This is a genomic window from Mycobacterium marinum (assembly GCF_003391395.1).
Taxonomy (GTDB): domain Bacteria; phylum Actinomycetota; class Actinomycetes; order Mycobacteriales; family Mycobacteriaceae; genus Mycobacterium; species Mycobacterium marinum.
Window position 1 is genome coordinate 3247735 of the sequence record NZ_CP024190.1, and the last position, 19643, is coordinate 3267377.

Annotated in this window: 15 protein-coding genes; 7 read left to right on the forward strand and 8 right to left on the reverse strand. The window is 63.4% G+C overall.

Features of this window, described 5'->3' with window-relative positions; translation table 11 throughout:
• Nucleotides 1-35: 35 nt before the first annotated feature.
• Genes CCUG20998_RS13635 through CCUG20998_RS13645 form a run of 3 tightly spaced genes read right to left on the reverse strand, consistent with a single transcriptional unit; the run spans nucleotide 36 to nucleotide 1868 of the window.
• Complete coding sequence (locus CCUG20998_RS13635; RefSeq protein ID WP_036455676.1) at nucleotides 36-464, reverse strand: SRPBCC family protein; 429 nt, start codon at nucleotides 462-464, stop codon at nucleotides 36-38.
• Entirely contained in the window at nucleotides 461-787 is a 327-nt protein-coding gene (locus CCUG20998_RS13640) for an ArsR/SmtB family transcription factor (RefSeq protein WP_036455677.1), read from the reverse strand. The genes CCUG20998_RS13635 and CCUG20998_RS13640 overlap by 4 nt, the downstream gene beginning before the upstream one ends.
• Before the next feature lie 58 nt (nucleotides 788-845).
• Nucleotides 846-1868 (reverse strand): hypothetical protein, encoded by a 1023-nt coding sequence (locus tag CCUG20998_RS13645; protein ID WP_231389678.1) that lies wholly within the window; start codon nucleotides 1866-1868, stop codon nucleotides 846-848.
• Nucleotides 1869-2019: 151 nt separating this feature from the next.
• Here CCUG20998_RS13645 and CCUG20998_RS13650 point away from each other — a divergent pair, with 151 nt between their 5' ends.
• On the forward strand, nucleotides 2020-2742 hold the full coding sequence (locus CCUG20998_RS13650; RefSeq protein ID WP_020729056.1) for an MBL fold metallo-hydrolase: 723 nt from the start codon (nucleotides 2020-2022) through the stop codon (nucleotides 2740-2742).
• Nucleotides 2743-2748: 6 nt separating this feature from the next.
• Here CCUG20998_RS13650 and CCUG20998_RS13655 read toward each other — a convergent pair whose 3' ends face one another.
• Entirely contained in the window at nucleotides 2749-3117 is a 369-nt protein-coding gene (locus CCUG20998_RS13655) for a hypothetical protein (protein WP_020729057.1), read from the reverse strand.
• A gap of 134 nt (nucleotides 3118-3251) precedes the next feature.
• Here CCUG20998_RS13655 and aceA point away from each other — a divergent pair, with 134 nt between their 5' ends.
• The gene (aceA, locus tag CCUG20998_RS13660) at nucleotides 3252-5540 is read left to right on the forward strand and encodes an isocitrate lyase ICL2 (RefSeq protein ID WP_020729058.1); all 2289 of its coding nucleotides are present in this window, start codon (nucleotides 3252-3254) and stop codon (nucleotides 5538-5540) included.
• Nucleotides 5541-5635: 95 nt separating this feature from the next.
• On the opposite strand, the gene CCUG20998_RS13665 is transcribed toward aceA, so the two are convergent.
• Nucleotides 5636-8701 carry a PPE family protein gene (locus CCUG20998_RS13665; protein ID WP_116267864.1) on the reverse strand — a complete coding sequence of 1022 codons (3066 nt, stop codon included), beginning with the start codon at nucleotides 8699-8701 and terminating at the stop codon, nucleotides 5636-5638.
• A gap of 770 nt (nucleotides 8702-9471) precedes the next feature.
• Here CCUG20998_RS13665 and CCUG20998_RS27650 point away from each other — a divergent pair.
• Together CCUG20998_RS27650 and CCUG20998_RS13675 are read left to right on the forward strand one after the other, a co-directional pair.
• The gene (locus CCUG20998_RS27650; RefSeq protein WP_041299155.1) at nucleotides 9472-9882 is read left to right on the forward strand and encodes a hypothetical protein; all 411 of its coding nucleotides are present in this window, start codon (nucleotides 9472-9474) and stop codon (nucleotides 9880-9882) included.
• Nucleotides 9883-10032: 150 nt separating this feature from the next.
• Nucleotides 10033-11196, forward strand: a complete 1164-nt coding sequence (locus CCUG20998_RS13675) for an LLM class flavin-dependent oxidoreductase (protein WP_020729061.1) — start codon at nucleotides 10033-10035, stop codon at nucleotides 11194-11196.
• 58 nt (nucleotides 11197-11254) lie between these two features.
• Here CCUG20998_RS13675 and CCUG20998_RS13680 read toward each other — a convergent pair whose 3' ends face one another.
• A complete protein-coding gene (locus CCUG20998_RS13680) occupies nucleotides 11255-11722 on the reverse strand; it encodes an SRPBCC family protein (protein WP_036455678.1) in 468 nt (155 codons plus the stop codon).
• A 137-nt stretch (nucleotides 11723-11859) separates the two neighbouring features.
• On the opposite strand from CCUG20998_RS13680, the gene CCUG20998_RS13685 reads away from it, so the two are divergent.
• The 3 genes from CCUG20998_RS13685 to lipD all read left to right on the forward strand — a co-directional run bounded on the left by CCUG20998_RS13685 (nucleotide 11860) and on the right by lipD (nucleotide 15549).
• Nucleotides 11860-12684, forward strand: coding sequence for a lysophospholipid acyltransferase family protein (locus tag CCUG20998_RS13685; RefSeq protein WP_020729063.1), 825 nt, complete (start codon nucleotides 11860-11862; stop codon nucleotides 12682-12684).
• A 266-nt stretch (nucleotides 12685-12950) separates the two neighbouring features.
• Complete coding sequence (locus CCUG20998_RS13690; protein WP_020729064.1) at nucleotides 12951-14144, forward strand: serine hydrolase domain-containing protein; 1194 nt, start codon at nucleotides 12951-12953, stop codon at nucleotides 14142-14144.
• Nucleotides 14145-14265: 121 nt separating this feature from the next.
• Nucleotides 14266-15549 (forward strand): lipase LipD, encoded by a 1284-nt coding sequence (gene lipD, locus CCUG20998_RS13695; RefSeq protein ID WP_012394530.1) that lies wholly within the window; start codon nucleotides 14266-14268, stop codon nucleotides 15547-15549.
• 20 nt (nucleotides 15550-15569) lie between these two features.
• Here the strand turns inward: lipD and CCUG20998_RS13700 are convergent, their stop codons facing one another.
• Nucleotides 15570-16283, reverse strand: coding sequence for a maleylpyruvate isomerase family mycothiol-dependent enzyme (locus CCUG20998_RS13700; protein WP_036455679.1), 714 nt, complete (start codon nucleotides 16281-16283; stop codon nucleotides 15570-15572).
• A 258-nt stretch (nucleotides 16284-16541) separates the two neighbouring features.
• Entirely contained in the window at nucleotides 16542-19160 is a 2619-nt protein-coding gene (locus CCUG20998_RS13705; protein WP_020729067.1) for a TetR family transcriptional regulator, read from the reverse strand.
• Nucleotides 19161-19643: the final 483 nt, after the last annotated feature.

Sequence of the window (19643 nt, forward strand, 5' to 3'; positions counted from 1 at the left end):
CCATATCAGGACTCATCGAACCGCAGCTTGCGGAATTACTCGCCGACGGCTGCTTTCTCGGCCCCATCGGCAGTCGCCGTGACGGCCGCCGCCAGGCGGGGGAGAACCACATCGCGCCAGCCGGGCCCCATCCGCAGGAACGCATCGGCCATGCGCTTATCGTTGCGATCAAAGCCACTGTGCTCCAAGAACACCCGGGTGCCCGCGCCTTCGGGCTCCAAGGTCCAGGCGAGCGTCCAGGCGGCGGTGAAGGTGTAGACGAAGCGGTGCGGCGGGTCCACCTCGAGCACTTTGCAGGGTTGCTTTCCAAAACCCGGCATGTCGAGTTCGAACTGGTGCCCGACCACCGCGGCCACCTCACCCTCGGCCCACCAGCGCCGCAGCAGATCGGGTTCGGTTAGCAGCCGCCACACTTTCTCCGGGGGCGCAGCCACGAACTGGTCCACGCAAATCGTCGGGCTCACTGCTGCTCCTCGGCCGTTTCGGAAAGTGCGGACAACTTATCTCGCCAGAGCTTCTCGAATGGATGCAGCCACTCACCCAGCTCGGCCAGCGGTTCGGCGGTCAGCCGGTAGATGCGCCGGCGCCCCTGCGCCTCGTCACTGACCAGCCCGGCTTCGCGCAGCACCTTGAGGTGTTCTGCGATGGCAGGGCGACTCAGCTCGAACCGATCGCTGAGTTCCCCTGCCGATAGCGGCTGCCCGGTCAGAATCTCAAGTAGCTTGCGCCGCACCGGACTAGCCAGCGCGACGAAGATCCGGTCGCAAATGCGTTCCGGGGTGCACACCCGACGAATATATGTCGGAAATTTCCGACATGTCAACTTTTTCCGACATAACGCTCGGCTAGTTCGCGTAGGGGTCCGCCTTATCCGCCACGATGACCTCGTCACCCGCCGCGGCGTCGGCCGGCAGCAACGGAGCAATGGCGTACCTGACTCGTAGTTCGTCGAGTTCGGCATCCACGACCGACCAGAAGTCCCAATTCGGCGCCAGCACATCAGTGGTCATCGAATCCCCGCGCTGCCAGCTGACCAAGAACTTGACCGGGTCCAGCGCTCCTAGGCGCGCGCCGATGCCGTTGACCTCGTGGCTCACCTGCCACTCGAAGATCACCGGCAAGATATGGGCGCGCAGCGCATCGCGGCGGTGCATTGCACCGGTGAAGGTACTCACCAGCAGTTCACCCTGAATCGAGGTGCTGTAACCGGACAGCACATGTAGACCGTCATGAAGAACAGCAAACAATCCCGTGAACGCTTCCGTTTCACCGGGAAATCCGAAACCGTGCCGCCGGAAGTGAGCCCAAAACTGATGCCCGAAAGTTCCTTCAGGCAATCCTTCCAAGGCCAGGAACCGAGCGGCCAGTCTCTTGTCCTCGTCGGTCTGCGCCCGGTAGGGCATCATCTCGGTGAGCGTGTCGTCTGGGCTTGCCCAGCCGGGGAAGGTCGACCTGTTGCGTCGTGTCATGTCCGCCATCGCCCAGGCGAGATGCCCACGAGCCACCTGGAGCACGTCTCGCACCCAGCCCGCCCGAACATGCATCGCGTGGGCGTACTCGACCACCTTGCGCAGCCGCCCAGGATCGATCCGGCCATCGGAGAGCGAGGCGCAGGCGATCAGCGCCGCGGCGTGTTCGGCCAGATCACGATCCGGTCCCACCGCGCGAGCCAGTTCCTGCGGCTCGATGCGTCCCAATCCACTCGGCTCTATCTCCACGGCGGGCCGAAACAACAACCGGCCCGCGGCGACGACGACTCCCTCGCCGCGGCCGGAGCGGGGATCGGCGGGATCGATGGTCTGCTGGGTGACACAATGCGCGGCCGCCAGGATCGCCCGGGCCTGCTCGGCACTCGCGTCCTCGAACACTTTTCCGTCATAACACAGCCGTACTCCGCCGCGCACCGCCCGCAGTAAGTTGGCGCCCGGCGCTGCAATTGTCGACTCCCAACCAGACCGACGGGCAAGACGCATGCCGCAATTGGCCCGCGCACGCCCGCGACGGCCTACGTTGCTAGCTGTGAACTACGACTGGGAACAGCTGCCGGGCAGCGTCTATCGCTGTCGGCTGCCGTTCTGCGACGTCACAGTCGGTTTGGTGATCGGCCGCGACGACGCACTGCTCGTCGACTCCGGTTCAACGCTACGCGAAGCGGCCGCAGTTCAGGCCGACATTCGGCAGCTCGCCGAGCGCCGTGTGGCACACATCGCGTTGACGCACAAGCATTTCGACCACGTGCTGGGCTCCTCGGCTTTTGTCGGCGCCGAAATATACTGCGCGCCCGAAGTCGCCGAATACCTCTCCTCGGCTGGCCACCAACTGCGCGAGGACGCGCTGCACCACGGCGCGGATGCCGGGGAGATCGATACCGCAATCGCAGCCTTGCGACCGCCTCGGCACCCGATCTTGGACGCCGACGTCCACCTCGGCGACCGCCGCGTGCGGATCACCCATCTCGGCCGTGGCCACACCAGCGCAGACCTGGTGGTCGTGGCGACCCCGCCGGCTGCGCAGACCGGACCGGTCGTCGTCTTCACCGGTGACCTTGTCGAGGAGTCCGCCGACCCCGCCATCGACGCCGATTCTGACGTCGCGGCATGGCCCGCAACACTCGAGCGTCTACTGGCGATCGGTGGACCCGACGCCATTTACGTCCCCGGTCACGGCAGCGTCGTTGACGCCGACTTCGTCCGCGGGCAGCGAGATTGGCTGAAGCAGCGGGCGCACCCCGGCCTGCGCTGAGCGCAGCTAGGGAGTAGCGCATGCGGCAATGAGCGCATCCGGATCGGTGACACTGATCCACAAGGAGCGCACCCGCACCGACATGAACACCGCCTTGGCTTGCGCCGGCGGCTCGATCGTCAGTGCCACCAGGCCCTTTCCGGACCCGTTGACCAACCACCGGCCGCCAGAATAGTGGACCCCCGCCGCGAACACCCTGGCATTGGTGAGCGCGGCACTCTTGATCGACGCTACGGGAATGTCGGCGGCGAACGCCCAACCCATCCGCACGTACAGGTTGCCGGCCTCGACCCGAACCGCGCAGTTTTTGGGTCCCAGGCCCAGCGGCACCGAAAGGGGCAGAAACCACCGTTCGAACCGCAATTGCGTTTTCACAGAAAAACGATACCGGCGCCGCCCGCCCGGCTGCGAACGATTTCAGAGACTCGCTTAGCCGATGATTTTGTCGCCTGCTACGGGGATACACTCGGTCCGTTGAGGTAACCGGGCGCACAAAGGAGCGCAAGCCCATGGCTATCGCCGAAACGGACACTGAAGTCCGCACACCGTTCGAGCAAGAAGTCGCCGACACACAGCGATACTTCGACAGTTCCCGTTTTGCCGGGATCGTTCGCCTCTATACGGCGCGACAAGTCGTAGAGCAGCGCGGCACGATTCCGAACGACTACACCGTCGCACGAACCGCCGCGGGCGCCTTCTACCAGCGCCTACGCGAGCTCTACACCGAGAAGAAGAGCGTAACCACCTTCGGCCCCTACTCGCCGGGCCAGGCCGTGAGCATGAAGCGCATGGGCATCGAGGCGATCTACCTAGGCGGATGGGCGACCTCGGCCAAGGGTTCCACGACCGAGGATCCCGGACCCGACCTGGCCAGCTACCCGCTGAGTCAGGTGCCCGACGATGCGGCGGTACTGGTACGCGCCCTGCTTACCGCCGACCGTAATCAGGAGTACCTGCGCCTGCAGATGACCGACCAGCAGCGCGCCACCACCACGGCCTACGACTTTCGGCCCTTCATCATCGCCGACGCCGACACCGGCCACGGCGGTGATCCACACGTGCGCAACCTCATCCGCCGCTTCGTCGAGGTTGGAGTGCCTGGCTACCACATCGAGGACCAGCGCCCGGGCACCAAGAAGTGCGGCCACCAAGGCGGCAAGGTTCTGGTGCCGTCCGACGAACAGATCAAGCGTCTCAACGCCGCTCGTTTCCAGCTCGACGTGATGCGAGTCCCGGGCATCATCGTCGCGCGCACCGATGCCGAAGCAGCCAATCTGATCGACAGCCGCGCCGACGAACGGGACCAGCCTTTCCTGCTGGGCGCCACCAAACTCGATATCCCCTCCTACAAGTCCTGCTTCCTGGCCATGCTCCGGCGCTTCTACGAACTGGGCGTCAAGGAACTCAACGGTCACCTGCTCTACGCTCTCGCCGATGCCGAGTACGCCGCCGCCAACGGCTGGCTCGAGCGTTCCGGCATCATGGGCCTGATCTCCGACGCCGTTAACTCCTGGCGCGAAGACGGGATGCAGACTATCGACGACCTTTTCGACCAAGTCGAATCCCGGTTCGTGGCCGCGTGGGAGGACGACGCCGGCCTGATGACCTATGCAGAGGCCGTGGCCGAGGTGCTCGCGTTCGGTCAAAGCGAAGGCGATCCGGTGGCGATGAGCCCCGAAGAATGGCGGACTTTCGCCGCGCGCGCATCGCTTTATGCGGCTCGGCAAAAGGCGAAGGAATTGGGCGTCGACCCCGGCTGGGACTGCGAGTTGGCAAAAACGCCAGAAGGCTACTACCAAATCCGGGGCGGCATACCGTATGCCATCGCCAAGTCGCTTGCGGCGGCACCATTTGCCGACATCCTCTGGATGGAGACCAAGACGGCCGACCTCGCCGACGCGCGGCAATTCGCCGAGGCGATCCATGCCGAGTTCCCGGACCAGATGTTGGCCTACAACCTCTCGCCGTCGTTCAACTGGGATACCACCGGCATGACCGACGAGGAGATGAAGCGCTTCCCCGAAGAGCTGGGCAAGATGGGCTTCGTCTTCAACTTCATCACCTACGGTGGGCATCAGATCGATGGTGTTGCCTCCGAAGAATTCGCAACGGCGTTGCGACAGGACGGCATGCTGGCGCTGGCTCGGCTGCAGCGCAAGATGCGCCTCGTCGAGTCCCCTTATCGCACACCACAGACCCTGGTCGGCGGCCCGCGCAGCGATGCTGCGCTGCAAGCCTCGTCCGGACGCACGGCGACTACCAAGGCGATGGGCAAGGGCTCCACACAGCACCAACATCTCGTGCAGACCGAGGTGCCCAAGAAGCTGCTGGAGGAGTGGCTGGCGCTGTGGAGCGATCACTACCAGCTGGGCGAAAAGCTGCGCGTTCAGCTGCGGCCTCGCCGCGCCGGCTCCGACGTGCTGGAACTGGGAATCTACGGCAACGACGACGAACAGTTGGCCAACGTCGTGTTCGATCCCATCAAGGACCGCCACGGCCGCAGCATTCTCACCGTGCGTGACCAGAACACGTTCGCTCACAAGCTTCGCCAGAAGCGGCTGATGACCTTGATCCACCTCTGGCTGGTCCACCGGTTCAAGGCTGACGCGGTCTACTACGTCACGCCTACCGAAGACAACCAGTATCAGACCTCAAAGATGAAGTCGCATGGGATCTTCAGCGAGGTCAACCAGGACGTGGGCGAGATCATTGTCGCGGAGGTCAACCGCCCGCGCATCGAGGAGTTGCTGACGGCGGACCGGGTGGCGCTGCGACAGTTGATCACCAAGGGCGACTAGGCGTACATCTGCCGCTCGGGAGTTCACCCAGCGAGGTTCCAGTCAGCCGGATGGCGCGATGGATTGACCGTGCCATCCGGCAGGAGCTACGACGGCTACGGGGTGACGCTCTGGAAGAACAAGCCCGACAGGCTGCTGCCGACATTGGCGAAGCCCGACACCAGACTGGTCATCGCTAACGGCAACGTGCCGGTGTTGGCGAAGCCCGAAACACCGGTGCCCAGGTTGGAGAAGCCCGAGAACACGCTGCCGTAGTTTTGGTAGCCCGAGCCACCAATCAGTCCGGTGGCGTTTGTGTTGAACCAGCCCGACAGCCCCGATCCGTTGTTGCCAAACCCAGAACTGCCGCCCGCTCCGGCATTGAAGAAGCCCGATGACGGCGCAGTGCTCGAGTTGAGGAAACCTGAACCGGCGGGGATCGAAACTTGCGCCAACGTACCGGCCGGCACGTGAATGCTCGGGATGGTGAGCGCAGGCGTGGTGAAAGACGCCAGGCCTATCGGCGGGATGGTGAGTTCCCCTGTTGTCGTGGGCGGAATGTTGATCTGCGGGAGGGTGAACCCACCAACCGCAATCGGATCGATGGTGAACGGCTCAGTCGTAATCTGCGGAGTACTGATCTGCGGAAGCGTGAACCCACCAACCGCAATCGGATCGATGGTGAACGGCTCAGTCGTAATCTGCGGAGTACTGATCTGCGGAAGCGTGAACCCACCAACCGCAATCGGATCGATGGTGAACGGCTCAGTCGTAATCTGCGGAGTACTGATCTGCGGAAGCGTGAACCCACCAACCGCAATCGGATCGATGGTGAACGGCTCAGTCGTAATCTGCGGAGTACTGATCTGCGGAAGCGTGAAGCCATCAAGCGCAATCGGATCGATGCTCAACGGGGGAGTCGTGAACTCGGGAGTGGTAATCGCCGGCAATGTGAAATCGGCGAGGTGAATGGGCGGAACGTTGATACCCGGGATGGTGAAGTTGGGCAGGCTGAAGCCGGAGATAGAGATTGGACTGATGGTGAATCCGCTGAGGCCAATGGGCCCGAGTGTAAGCGTTCCGGTCTCGAGGTAGGCCCCCTCCATCCCATAAAAATTACCAATGGCCGGATACTGGCCCGCGATACCTGTTTGCAAAGCAATTATGTTGTTGGGAATGAGCGCCTTGAAATCGAGATGGAAGCCCGGAATTGTGACAACGGGACCAGCTATTGTGGGCGTTACTATCGTAGGCGTGGTAAACGAACCCGTAGTGATGTTGTTGACGAATATCGACTGAGTGGTGATCCCCGGCAGATCAAAACTACCAATAGCGGTACCCGCAGGTATCGATATCGATGGAATTGTCAACGATGGGATCGCCAATCCCGGCAAGTTAAACGCACCCACCGTAATATTCGCCGGCGTCGTCGCCGCCGGAATCGTCAACGGCGGCAGCGTCAACCCAGGCAGATCAAACGCACCCACCGTAATATTCGCCGGCGTCGTCGCCGCCGGAATCGTCAACGGCGGCAGCGTCAATCCCGGCAAGTTAAACGCACCCACCGTAATATTCGCCGGCGTCGTCGCCGCCGGAATCGTCAACGGCGGCAGCGTCAACCCCGGCAGATCAAACGCACCCACCGTAATATTCGCCGGCGTCGTCGCCGCCGGAATCGTCAACGGCGGCAGCGTCAACCCCGGCAGATCAAACGCACCCACCGTAATATTCGCCGGCGTCGTAATGGCAGGTAGCGACATCGAGGGCAGTGTTAGGGCAGGCAGATTGAAGCCCGGAACCGTGATCCCCGGAACGTCAAGAGGCGGCAACGTTAGCTCGGGCAGTCCGATTCCGAAGTACAGGCGGCCCTGACCGACGCCGCGGAAAAAGATGCCGTTATTCATGTCTCCCGTGTTGAACAGGCCGTTGTTCATGTCTCCCGAGTTGAGAATTCCGGTGTTGATGCTGCCGGAATTCAACCAACCAGTGTTCGCGCCCCCGATGTTAAATGAACCCGTGTTGGACGAGCCTGGATTGAAACCCCCCATGTTGTAGCTGCCGGTGTTCAAGATTCCCGTATTTCCATCGCCCACGTTCAGGACGCCGGTGTTAAATGAACCGGCATTGAAGAGGCCAGTACTGCCATTGCCCGAGTTGAATATTCCCGTGCCGAAGTTGCCGGTATTGCCAATCCCAAAATTGCCGCTACCAGAATTGAAGAAACCGATGTTTCCATCGCCCGAGTTGAACAGACCGACGTTGCCGGTGCCGGAATTCAGTAGGCCGATGCCGACCTGATTATTCCCGTTGAGCCCGATACCGATGTTGTTGTTTCCATTATTGCCAAACCCGAAGTTTCCACTTCCAATATTGGAGAAGCCATTATTGAAGTTTCCCAGATTTCCGAATCCAAAATTGTTGCTCCCGAGGTTTGAGGCTCCGATATTTGAACTACCAAAGTTTCCCGATCCAAAGTTGCCGCTACCTAGATTGCCGCTGCCGAAGTTTCCGAAGCCGTTGTTCCCGTTGCCAACGTTGCCACCACCGACATTGGCCAGACCGAGGTTGAGAGTTGTGACGCGATCCGGGACGGCCGGGGCGGCAGCGGCTCCGGATGCACCACCGCTCATCGCGGTCGACAGGCCGGACTGCAGACCCGCCAGGCTCTGCAGCGGAGCAAACGGCGTCAGCGCCGTGACAACCGCCGACGCGCCGGAATGGTAGGCCGACATCACCGACACATCGAGAGCCCAGATCTCCTCATATGCCGCCTCCACGGTGGCAATCGCTGGCGCGTTTTGCCCGAAGAGATTCGAAAGCACCAACGACACCAGGTTCGAACGGTTAGCCGCCACCAACGCCGGCGGCACCATCGCAGTCCGCACGGCCTCAAATTCGGCCGCCATGGCACTGGCCTGGGCGCCCGCCTGCGCGGCCTGGCCAGCCGCAGTGGCGAGCCACCCTGCGTATGGCGCCGCGGCGCCGGCCATCGCAAGCGATGCCGCGCCTTGCCACGACCCGCTCAGAATTCCCGAGGTAATAGATTCGAAAGATGAAGCCGCCATTGATAGTTCGTCGGCCAGCCCGTCCCAAGCCACCGCGGCCGTCAGCATGGGTTCCGATCCCGCGCCAGCGAATATGAGTGCCGAGTTGATCTCGGGTGGAAGCACGGAGAAGTTCATCGCCAACCCTTTCGCTGAAGGCTCCACGCCAGGACCAACGACAGTGGGCCCGGGTGTCAGTCGGCGGCCGTCACGCCAACCTCGTAGCGGACAAACTACGCGCATAACCGGTAGAGACTTTGGCATATTTATCATAACGCGATCATTCTGTTATCTGATCGTGATTCTATATCCGGGCTATTGCCAAATTTCTTTACACGGGCCGTTCAGGACATATCCAGCGGTCTCGATGTCAAGCCCGAATCAGGCGTTGACCTCCCGAAGCAAGGGGAGATGCAAGGGAATTCGGTAGCGGATCCAAGCCGCTTTCGCGCGGAACTTCCTCGCCGAGTATGCGTTAAATTCAGCTGCCGCAAACCCGCAATTTGCGCCATCAGCGCCCGGAAAATCTCAACAATGCAGAACAATGCAGCTAGGCTCGTCCGGCGACAGCGCAACTAACGGCGAATCACCCCATGGTCGCCATGGCAGCAAACCGCGGACCCGGTCCACAGACGTGATTGCAGGCGTGTCGGTGCTCAGACCCAGTGCGGCCACAGCCCCCAGCGAAGCCGCGCAGACTTCTACGATGGCGCCGATAACGGGCAACTGCGGCGGCGGGATGCGGTATGACGGAAGCTGGCTTGGTGCCAACGGGCATGCGACGACCGCAGCGACCGTCAGGATGCTTCGTTTCCATCCACAGCCGATCGGGTATGGGAACGAATGGTTGCAGCAAGGCCCGACCAAACAATGCCCGACCAACAGTGGCGACGAGAGCGGAGAGTGACATGAGATCCCAAGCCAGGACGACATTCGCGGTTTTTGGCGGCGGCGCCATGCTTGTTCTGGCGGTGGCCTGCGGTGGCGGCGAAAACAAGGCGCCAAGTAGCACAACGCCGACCACGACACCCACAACAACAGTCCCATCCAGCCCATCCAGCTCACCTACGACAGAGTCGTCACCGGCGCCGGGCGGTCCGTCCGGCACTGGCGGCCCAGAGGGCGGGGGCGGCGGCGTGCCCGGCGGTCCCACCGGCAGCGGCGGTCCGGGTGGGGGAGGCGGTAGCATCCCGGGTGGGCCCACCGGCGGCGGTGGACCAGGCGGTGGCGGCGGCACCATTCCCGGCGTGGGTGGGGGCGGCGGCGGGCCGGGCGGTGGCGGCGGCTGCATCGGCAACATCTGCGGCAGCTACCCGTGATCGCGAGACGTCACTGAAACTTCCTTGAACTTTGCGGCGACGTTCGCCCCGGCCATGGTGACCCAGGCGCGTTAGTTGATGCGTTCCGGCGACGGTCGGTCCGCGTTATGGTTCGGTCAAGGCCGATCGCAAGCGCAAGGGAGCCTCGACATGGCCAAGCTCAGGTTCGGATATTTCATCGCCCCGTTCCACCGTGCCGGCACCAATCCAACACTGGCCCTACAGCGCGATCTGGAGTTCGTCGAACATCTGGATGCCCTCGGGTTTGATGAGGCCTGGATCGGGGAACATCACTCGGCCGGCAGCGAGATCATCAGTTCACCGGAGGTCTTCATCGCCGCCGCCGCCGAACGGACCAAGCGGATCCGCCTTGGCACGGGGGTCATATCGCTGGCCTATCACAACCCGCTCTGGGTCGCTGACCGGCTGATGCTGCTCGATCATCTCACCCACGGTCGGGTGATCGGAGGCATGGGACCGGGTTCATTGCCCACCGATTCAGCGATGATCGGGCTTACCCCCACCGACACCCGCGAGCTGCTGGAAACCAACCTCGACATCGTCGTCCGGCTGTTGGCTGGGCAAACCGTGACCGCCAAGACCGCAACACATCAACTGTTCGACGCGAGATTGCAGCTTGCGCCCTTCTCGGAAGGAGGGATCCCACTGGCGGTCGCCGCCGTCGCGTCGCCGACCGGTGCGCGGCTGGCCGGCAGGCATGGCATCGGCCTGCTGTCGATCGGAGCGACGCTGACGATCGAGGGCTTCGATGCGCTGGCCCATCACTGGGGCATCGTCGAAGAGCGCGCCGCGGCGTTCGGCACCCACGCCGACCGCAAGAACTGGACCCTGGTCGGGCCGTTTCACATCGCCGAGACCGATGCGCAAGCCCGTGCCGACGTGAAATTCGGCATCGAGCCTTGGTTCCGATATTTCCAAAAAGTTGCCGCGTTCCCCCAGATGACCATGCCTGGAGAACAACTTGACGAGATGATCGACATCATCAACGAGAACGGCGCCGGTGTGATCGGTACCCCGGAGCGGGCGCGGGCACAGGTCCAGCGACTGTGGGATCAATCTGGCGGATTCGGCTGCATGCTGCAGATGGGCCACGAATGGGCAAATCCCGCGGCGACCAGACGTTCCGCCGAGCTGTTCGCCGCCGAAGTGATGCCGCACTTTCAGGGACAAGCCCAGCCCACCCTCGACGCTGCCGTGCGTGCCGGCGAAGTGCGGGAAGGTCTGGCCCAGACGCAGCTGCAGGCCATCGACCACATGACCAAGAAATATCAGCAAGAACTCGACAGCAAGTAGCCGCTGGGGCCGAAAGCCGTTGCAGCTGAAGCTCAGCACTCACCGATTAGGGCAAGCGCTAGCCGGTGTTGGAGGCCTCCCGCTCGGCCGCCTTGACGAGTCGACCTGCAAAGAACTTGACCGCGTTGCCCAACGCCGCACGCATCACCGGCCCCGTTCCGCGAACTCCCTCGGAAAAAGAGCCGCTCCAGCGGATGTCGGTGCCGCCGGATGCGTTCGGGGTGAAGACCACTTCGCCGTGATAGTCCTTGGCCGGAGTCGAAGACCCAACCATCTTGTAAACGTGGCGGCGGTCCTGCTCGTACTCGACGGTCTCCTCCTGCACGAGCATGGGCCACATGCCTACCTTGCGAATCGCCCCGACACCGCCCGGTGCCGGGTCACCTTGCCGCGCCCAGCTCGACTGCATGACGATTGGCTTGGCCCAGTTAGCCCAGTTGGCGCCGTCCGTCGCGAGCCGGAACAGCGTCGCGGCAGGCGCGCTACTGGTCTTGGTGACTTCGAAGGAGAACTTGCGACCCGACATACCCACTCCCGATCTCACGAATGCCTGCAACGGTGCTGCCGCGTACCCTACCGGCACGCCCGACGCTGATCCGTCCGGCCCAACGCCGACCAGGCAAAATGGCCCCCTTGCCCGAATCTCGAGGGCATACTCAGCTTGTGTCGAACGTCGAAGCCCCCGCTGTTCCGCCCCCGCCGTCACAAGCCGACGTCGACGCGGCGTTGCGGATCATCAAGCCGCTGCGAAAACTGATCAAGCCCAAGGTATATGGCATCGAGAATGTGCCAACCGAGCATGCGTTGCTGGTCGGCAACCACAACACACTCGGCATGGTCGATGCCCCGTTGCTGGCCGCGGAGCTGTGGGAGCGGGGCCGGCTGGTCCGCTCCCTCGGAGATCACGCACACTTCAGAATTCCGGGGTGGCGCGAGGCCCTGATGCGGATGGGCGTCGTCGAAGGAACCAGAGAGATCACCTCGGAGCTGATGCAGCGCGGCGAGCTGATCATGGTGTTCCCCGGTGGCGGCCGGGAGGTCAACAAGCGCAAGAACGAGCGCTACAAGTTGGTGTGGAAGAACCGACTGGGGTTCGCACGCTTAGCGATCCAACACGCATATCCCATCGTGCCGTTCGCTTCGGTCGGGGCTGAGCACGGCATCGACATCGTGCTCGATACAGATTCACCGCTGATGGCACCGACCCAGTTCCTGGCCGACAAGCTGCTCGGCATGCGCGAAGGGCCGCCTCTGGTCCGCGGCGTCGGGCTGACTCCGGTGCCCCGGCCCGAGCGGCAGTACTACTGGTTCGGCGAGCCGATCGACACCACGGAGTTCGCCAGCCGGGAAGCCGACGATAGCGCCGCGCGCAAGGTGCGCGAGCGTGCGGCGGCTGCGATCGAGGAGGGTATCGAGCTGATGCTCGCCGAACGCGAACGCGATCCGAATCGCTCGGTGGTCCGCCGATTGTTGCGGTCGGACGCCTGATAAATACGCGAGTCGCACCCGAAAATTCGGCGCTGTGATTGGACCCGCGAGCCGGCCGCTGGCCGCCTGGCCGTCCGTCGATGACGCTGGCTGAGTCGTGGCGCCGCCGACCTCCACTCGCTAGCGCATTCAATCGCTGGCGCAGCCGGGGGAGAGATTCCTGGTTGTGCGACTCGCTTATCCGATGGACCGTCCGATCCGACGAGGTTTACGGGCAGCACGCGGGCGTGTGCGAGTCTTTATGTGGTGAAGGGGATTCGACAACGGTGATCGCGCGTGATGAGGCTGAGGCTCAGGCGTCGTCTGCACCCGACCAGGTGGGCTTGGTTCGGTGGAATCCGGTTTCCTCGACGCATCGGCGCGGATGGCGAAGCAAGTGGGCACCACTTCTGGTGATTGCGGTGATGCTCGGCGCCTGCGGCGGCCCGCCCCCTGCCGTCACCCCGCCGGCTACTACGGACAATTCCGATCTCAAGACCCGCAGCCAGCGGGTGCTCGACGGCGCCGTCAATCCCGATGAACCGGGCTGCTCGGCCGCAGTAGGCGTTGAGGGCGTTGTCATGTGGACCGGTGTCCTCGGGATTGCGGACCTGGCTACCAACAAGAAGGTCACCAAGGACACCGTGTTCGACATCGGCTCGGTTTCCAAGCAGTTCACCGCCACCGCGGTGCTGCTCCTGGTCAACGAGGGCAGGCTGACGCTCGATGACCCGTTGGCCCACTATGTTCCCGACCTTCCGGACTGGTCGTCCGCCGTCACCGTCGCGCAACTGATGCACCACACCAGCGGCATCCCCGACTACACCGGCTTGCTCGAGGCCCAGGGGTACCAAATGAGTGACCGGACAACCCAAGCTCAAGCCTTGGCCGCGATACAAGGGGCACCTGAGCTGGAATTCAAGCCCGGTACCCGCTTCGAGTACTCGAACTCCAACTATCTGCTGCTCGCCGAGATCGTGCGGCTGGTCTCCGGCAAATCGCTACCTGACTTCCTGAGCATCGAGATATTCCGCCCGCTGGATCTGGCCATGGTCGTGGATCCGATCTCGGCAGATCCCGATGAGGCGGTCTCCTACGGCGAGGGCGACACCGGCAACCCACCGCAGTTCCCGGTGCTCCACTCAGGTTGGGAGCAGGTCGGCGATGGCGCTATCCAGACCACGCCCAGCCAACTCGTGCTCTGGGCCGACAACTACCGAACCGGCAAAGTGGGCGGCCAGAAGCTGCTTGACGAGCAACTTGCCGGTGCCGTGGAAACCGAACCCGGCAGCGGCGACCGGTATGGCGCCGGCATCTTCTCCCGTGCCAACGGCACCCTCGACCACGACGGCAGCTGGGCCGGATTTGTCACTGACTTCCGGATCAGCAGCGACCGGCGTACTTCGGTGGCCGTCAGCTGCAACATGGAAGGACAAGATCCCCAAAGCCTGGCCGATGCAATTGGACGCCTGTGGATGTAGCCGCGGGCACTCCAGGTTGACGGCCGCTCGAGCACCGGATTCGGGTGTCAAACCCGGCCAACGACGACCAAAACGTCATTCCGATGTAACAGAGCCAGAGCGGGCTGCAATCATTCACGGTATGGCGCAACCTTCTGTCCTCACCACCGATGATGGCCTACCGTCCGGCGTAGCGGGTGCCTGCGACTCCCGGTTCTCCGGGGTCGTGCGTGCCTTCGCGGGGTTGTACCCGGGACGCAAGTTCGGCGGCGGGGCGCTATCGGTATACATCGAGGGCCGTCAAGTGGTCGACGTCTGGACGGGCTGGGCCGATCGCAACGGCGAAGTCCCTTGGACTGCTGACACCGGAGCAATGGTGTTCTCGGCCACCAAGGGCCTGGCCGCCACCGTGATTCACCGCCTGGTGGATCGCGGGCTGCTGGATTACGACGCCCCCGTGGCCGACTACTGGCCGGAGTTCGGGGTCAAGGGCAAGTCGGCAATCACCGTCAGCGACCTGCTGCGACATCGATCCGGGCTATCGCACCTCAAAGGTGTCGGTAAGAAGGAAATATTGGACCACCTCCGGATGGAGGAGAAGCTGGCGGCGGCACCGCTGGATCGCACGCACGGCAAGATGGCGTACCACGCAGTGACCTACGGTTGGCTGCTGTCCGGTCTGGCCCGCGCGGTGACCGGCAAAGGTATGCGTGACCTGTTCCGTGAAGAACTCGCCCGCCCGCTCGACACGGATGGTCTCCATCTAGGCCGCCCGCCGGCCGATGCGCCGACCACCGCGGCACAGACGCTGCTACCACAATCCAAGATCCCCACGCCACTACTGGACTTCATCGCGCCAAAAGTTGCCGGACTGTCCTTTTCTGGTCTACTTGGCGCCGTCTACTTCCCGGGAATTCTGTCGATGTTGCAGGACGACATGCCATTTCTGGATGGCGAGATCCCAGCGGTCAACGGCGTGGTGACGGCGCGCGCCCTGGCCAAGACGTATGCGGCGCTGGCCAATGACGGTGTCATCGACGGCATGCGACTGTTGTCGTCGGACGCGGTAAGCGGACTGACCGGCAAGGCCGAGCTGTGGCCAGATCTCAATCTTGGTCTTCCCTTTACTTACCACCAGGGCTACCAATCCTCTCCCGTCCCAGGACTGCTGGGGGGATACGGCCACATCGGTCTGGGCGGAACCATCGGATGGGCGGACCCCGAGAGCGGCAGCGCCTTCGGCTACGTACACAACCGGCTGCTGACCTTGCTGCTCTTTGACATCGGTTCGTTCGCCGGGTTGGCACCGCTGTTGAGCAGTGCTGTCTCGACCGCCCGGCGGGAGGGCCCGCTAGAGGTACCGCACTTCGGTGCTTCCTACCGCGAGACTGGTCAGCAACCGCTGGCGGCCGGAGAAACCAGCTGAAACCAGCCGGTCGGTGTGGCTCAGAAGGTCGCCCGGGCCAAGAATCGTCTCAGTGCCTCGGCCGCGCCGTCGACATCAACCCGATCTGGGCGACGACGCCCCCACAGCAGCAGAACCAGATCCGACGCGGTGGCACTGACCGTGGCATCGGCCACGGTCTCGATTGGCATGGCATGGCAATGCCCATCCCCGACTCGGACCGTCCATTGGGTATCGGTATCGCAGGCGCGTAACGAGATTGTCTGAAACGGCCCGGCCAAATCCTTGGACATCGCCGGCAACACATCATCGATGAACTCTGACACGCCATCGGCGGCTAACTCTGATTCGATCGGTTCCTCGGGCCCTACCGCAGTTACGGCGTCCCAACAGTGCACCGCGGTTTCGTGCGCAACTCGGCGCCGGATAAAACCCACGTCTTGTCGACGTCCCCAAGTCCATGCCGGTACGGCGGGATCGATACCTGCGAGCGCGTCACTGGTCTCGGCCACACCGTCGCGAAACCAGTCCACCAGGTTCGGCGGCCGGGCAGGCTCCTGGTAGGTCTCCGGCCCAGTAATGGCTCCGACAGCCACTTGCCGCCAAAACGTGTGCACGACACCGACATGCCAGATCAGGTCTGCGATGGTCCATCCGGCGCAGCTCGGCACCGGACGATCCAGGCCCGCCTCGGACACGCTGACAATCCGATCGCCGTCGCGCCGCAGCGCGGCTAGGTAGTCGACCCGCCCCATGCCTGGCGATGGTACCGCCAGCCCTCGCCACGGCAGCATCGGGAAGCCCGCCCCCAGAATCAGGCCGCAGCCGCTAGGTCCGTGTTTGGGGATGGGCATATCCGATCACGGTCTACTGACATGACAGACGGTGCAACCGTGCTCTTGCGCGGGTCGATTGGCCGCGGTCACTGGGGTTGGCACCGGGCCCCGGCGGACTTGCCAGGCGATGGCTGATTCGTGTTGCTGTGCACCCGGCCAGTTACACCGCCCGACCTCTCACCCTCCATACCCTCGATCGGGCAGCACCTCCATACCCAGAACGAGGGCCGCGGCCTCGTCCAGGGATAGGAGTCCGCCCTCGTTGGTGGCGGTGCGGTAGTCGGCTTCGGAAAGTTGCTTGCGGACTTGGCGTTCGCATTGTTCGTGGAATGGCCCCACGTGTGCCGAGACGGCGCCGCCGGCGCCGGCAGCGCGGCTCACGGCGGCTGCGGCGGCCATCAAAATCGCGGCGCGCCGCGGATCATTTCCGGCCGCGGCAATCCAGGAACTCGTCTCCAGAAATGTCGCGCAGGTGATGGTGTCGTTGATCGTCCGCGACAGTTGCAGGCCTTCGCGAACCGCGTGCTCGGCCAGGTCCAGTTGCCCCAGCGCCAGGCGACTGGCCGCCAGGCCCGCCAAGAGGTAGGTCCGCAAGACGATGTCCTGGCCGTGGGCTTCGGACAGGACGAGGCCCTGCTCGGCGTGGGCCACCGCGGTGTGGGCGTCATTGGCGGCAGCCGACGTCCATATCATCACCAGGCGGGCATAGATTTGCACCCGGAATTCATCGGCGCTAGCCAGCGACTGCTCGGCCAAGGACCGCGCCAGGTCTAGCTCGCCACGCAGCAGGGCAAGCGCTCCTTCGTTGGCGTTGAAGTTGGCGAGGGAGTTGTGGTCGGTCACGGTGGTGAGCAGTTCACCGGCTTCTGCCTGTCGAGCGGCCATGGTGGGCATATCGACCTGCAAAAAGGCTAATTCGGCCGCTGCGACGATCGCCTGCAGTCGCGCCGCGGTGGGTTCGGCGGGGGCGGCGTCGAGGGCCTTTTCGATCCACCGGCGCCCTTGCTGCAGCATCCCGATAGCGGTCCAGGGGTCGCGTAGGTTGATGGCCATCTCCACGGCATCGGCGGGTGCAACGGTCAGCGCAACCTGCAGCGCTTCTTGCAGGTTGGGCATCTCCCGCCGCAGGCGGTGAAGCCAGTCGAGTTGATGTTCACCAAACCATTCCTCGCAGGCTTTCCCGGCGAGCTGGCGGTACCAATCAAGGTGGCTGCGGTGCAGCTCGGCTTGCTCTTGTGAACTGAGCTTGCCGTATCCAAATTCACGCAGCGTTGCCAGCTGCCGAAAACGCAGCACGTCTTGGGCCGCGGTGCGGATGAGGATCGATTTGTCCTCGAGGGCACACAACGCCTCGAGTAGCTCATCGTCGGACATCTCTGGCGCGCAGATCCGTTGAACGGCGTTTGGCTCAAAGCCACCGGCGAACACCGACAACCGTGCCCACAGTTGTTGCTCGGCCGGGGTACAACGCTCATAACTCCAGCTGATGCACCAGTTCAACGTGCGCTGGCGAGCCGGCGCCCCGCGCTTGCCATGGGTCAAGAGCCCCGCCCGGTCCGAAACCCGCGCGGCGATCTGTTCGACGGCCATCGTCCGCAACAACGGAGCGGCCAGTTCGATGGCCAACGGCAGCCCGTCAAGCTGAGCACAGATGTGCGCGACGGCCGCAGCATTGCGCTCGGTGAGCTTGAAACTGCGCTGGCTGGCACGGGCATGTTTGACAAACAACGCCACGGCATCACAGCGGGCCAAATCCTGCAGACCAGGCAGGTGACTGGTATCGGGAACCGACAGCGGAGGAACCGGCAGCACCACTTCGGTATCGATGTCAAAGAACTCTCGGCTGGTCGCCAGAATCTTCAGCCTCGGGCAGCGTGCCAGCAGTGTCTGGATGAACGGGACCGCCGCGTCAATGATGTGTTCACAGTTGTCGAGCACCAGCAGTGCCTCACGGTCAGCCAGAGTTTCGACCATCACCTCCAACAGCGGCCTGGCGGTCTGATCGCGAATGCCCAGCGCCGCGGCCGCCGCCGCAACCAACAGCTCACCATTGCTCAGGTCGCCCAGCTCGATCAACCACACGCCATCGCGAAATTCCCCGACACATTCGTGGGCGGCCCACACCGACAAGGTCGACTTACCGATTCCACCGATCCCGGTCAACGTCACCAATCGCGAATTCAAGATCAACTCTTTGAGTTCGGCAAGTTCGGCCTCACGACCGACAAACCCAACAAGCGGTGGCGGCAGATTCCCCTGTGCCGGCGCTCTGACTCCGTCAAGCAACAAAGCGGTAATCATGTGGGTGAATTCGCGACGAGCGACCCGCCCATGCTGAACGGACCACCCTGCGCCCGAGACGAGGCTGAAAAACGCTTCGGTCAGCCAGCCCGCGGTCACGTCGGTGCGGAACTCTCCGGCGCGTTGGCCGCGCAGAAAAATCTCCTCGATCTCGGAGTTGATTCCACGCCACTCGGCAACCGACTTCCGAGTCTCAAAGCTTTGACCTTGCACGTAGCGCAGCGTCAAGTAGCCCGCCACCGGCTCGCAAGCCGCAACCAGTATCCGCAGCGCATCAGTAGGTGAATATTCCTGCCAGTGAGAGGTTTTCAGCGCATCACGCATCTGCTCGATGGCCGCGTGATCCAGCGCCTCGAGCAATGCGGTACGTCCGTCGAAGTGGCGGTACAGCGTTGAGTGGCTGACCCCCGCGGCAGCGCCGATCTCATCCAGGGTGGCGTTGGGCCGCGTGCTGAGAAAGTCAGCTGCGGCGCGCAGCAGACGCTCGGTTTCCATTCAGACTCTCACTTGGTCTCTACTTCGTCTACGGCATTCGGTGCTACTGGTCATACCGAGCACCCTTCCGCACCTGCTCACCGGTTGCCACCCGGCATGGACCACGCGCGGGAGTGAAACCGTGGATCCGCCTGGCAAGGCGGATGCTTATTGAAGACCTCAGTCTAGATTCCAGGCTTGCCTCTCGCGGCGAGTCTGGGTGACTTCGCCGCGCCGCGCGCGTGCACAGCTACCTACACAGGCCCAACACGCACCGTCCGAATCCGCTCCCACCAGCTAAACTGGGCCAGACCATGTCGGCGCCAGCTTTGCCATCTCCAGTTGCTGCTGAGCCCAGCCGGGCCCGCAGGCCCAACTGGCCGCGCGTGCTACTTGCCGCACCAGCGCTGGTGGCGGCAACCGCATGGCTCCCACCCACCCCCGGCGTCACGGCCAGTCCAACCGCGACCAACTCCGCCAAGGTCGACACACAAACCAACCCCA

Excerpts from the sequence above, each read along its gene's own strand:
- aceA (WP_020729058.1), top strand. The coding sequence starts at position 3,252 with ATGGCTATCGCCGAAACGGACACTGAAGTCCGCACACCGTTCGAGCAA.
- CCUG20998_RS13665 (WP_116267864.1), bottom strand. The coding sequence starts at position 8,701 with ATGAACTTCTCCGTGCTTCCACCCGAGATCAACTCGGCACTCATATTC.
- CCUG20998_RS27650 (WP_041299155.1), top strand. The coding sequence starts at position 9,472 with ATGAGATCCCAAGCCAGGACGACATTCGCGGTTTTTGGCGGCGGCGCC.
- CCUG20998_RS13675 (WP_020729061.1), top strand. The coding sequence starts at position 10,033 with ATGGCCAAGCTCAGGTTCGGATATTTCATCGCCCCGTTCCACCGTGCC.
- CCUG20998_RS13680 (WP_036455678.1), bottom strand. The coding sequence starts at position 11,722 with ATGTCGGGTCGCAAGTTCTCCTTCGAAGTCACCAAGACCAGTAGCGCG.
- lipD (WP_012394530.1), top strand. The coding sequence starts at position 14,266 with ATGGCGCAACCTTCTGTCCTCACCACCGATGATGGCCTACCGTCCGGC.
- CCUG20998_RS13700 (WP_036455679.1), bottom strand. The coding sequence starts at position 16,283 with ATGGGGCGGGTCGACTACCTAGCCGCGCTGCGGCGCGACGGCGATCGG.
- CCUG20998_RS13705 (WP_020729067.1), bottom strand. The coding sequence starts at position 19,160 with ATGGAAACCGAGCGTCTGCTGCGCGCCGCAGCTGACTTTCTCAGCACG.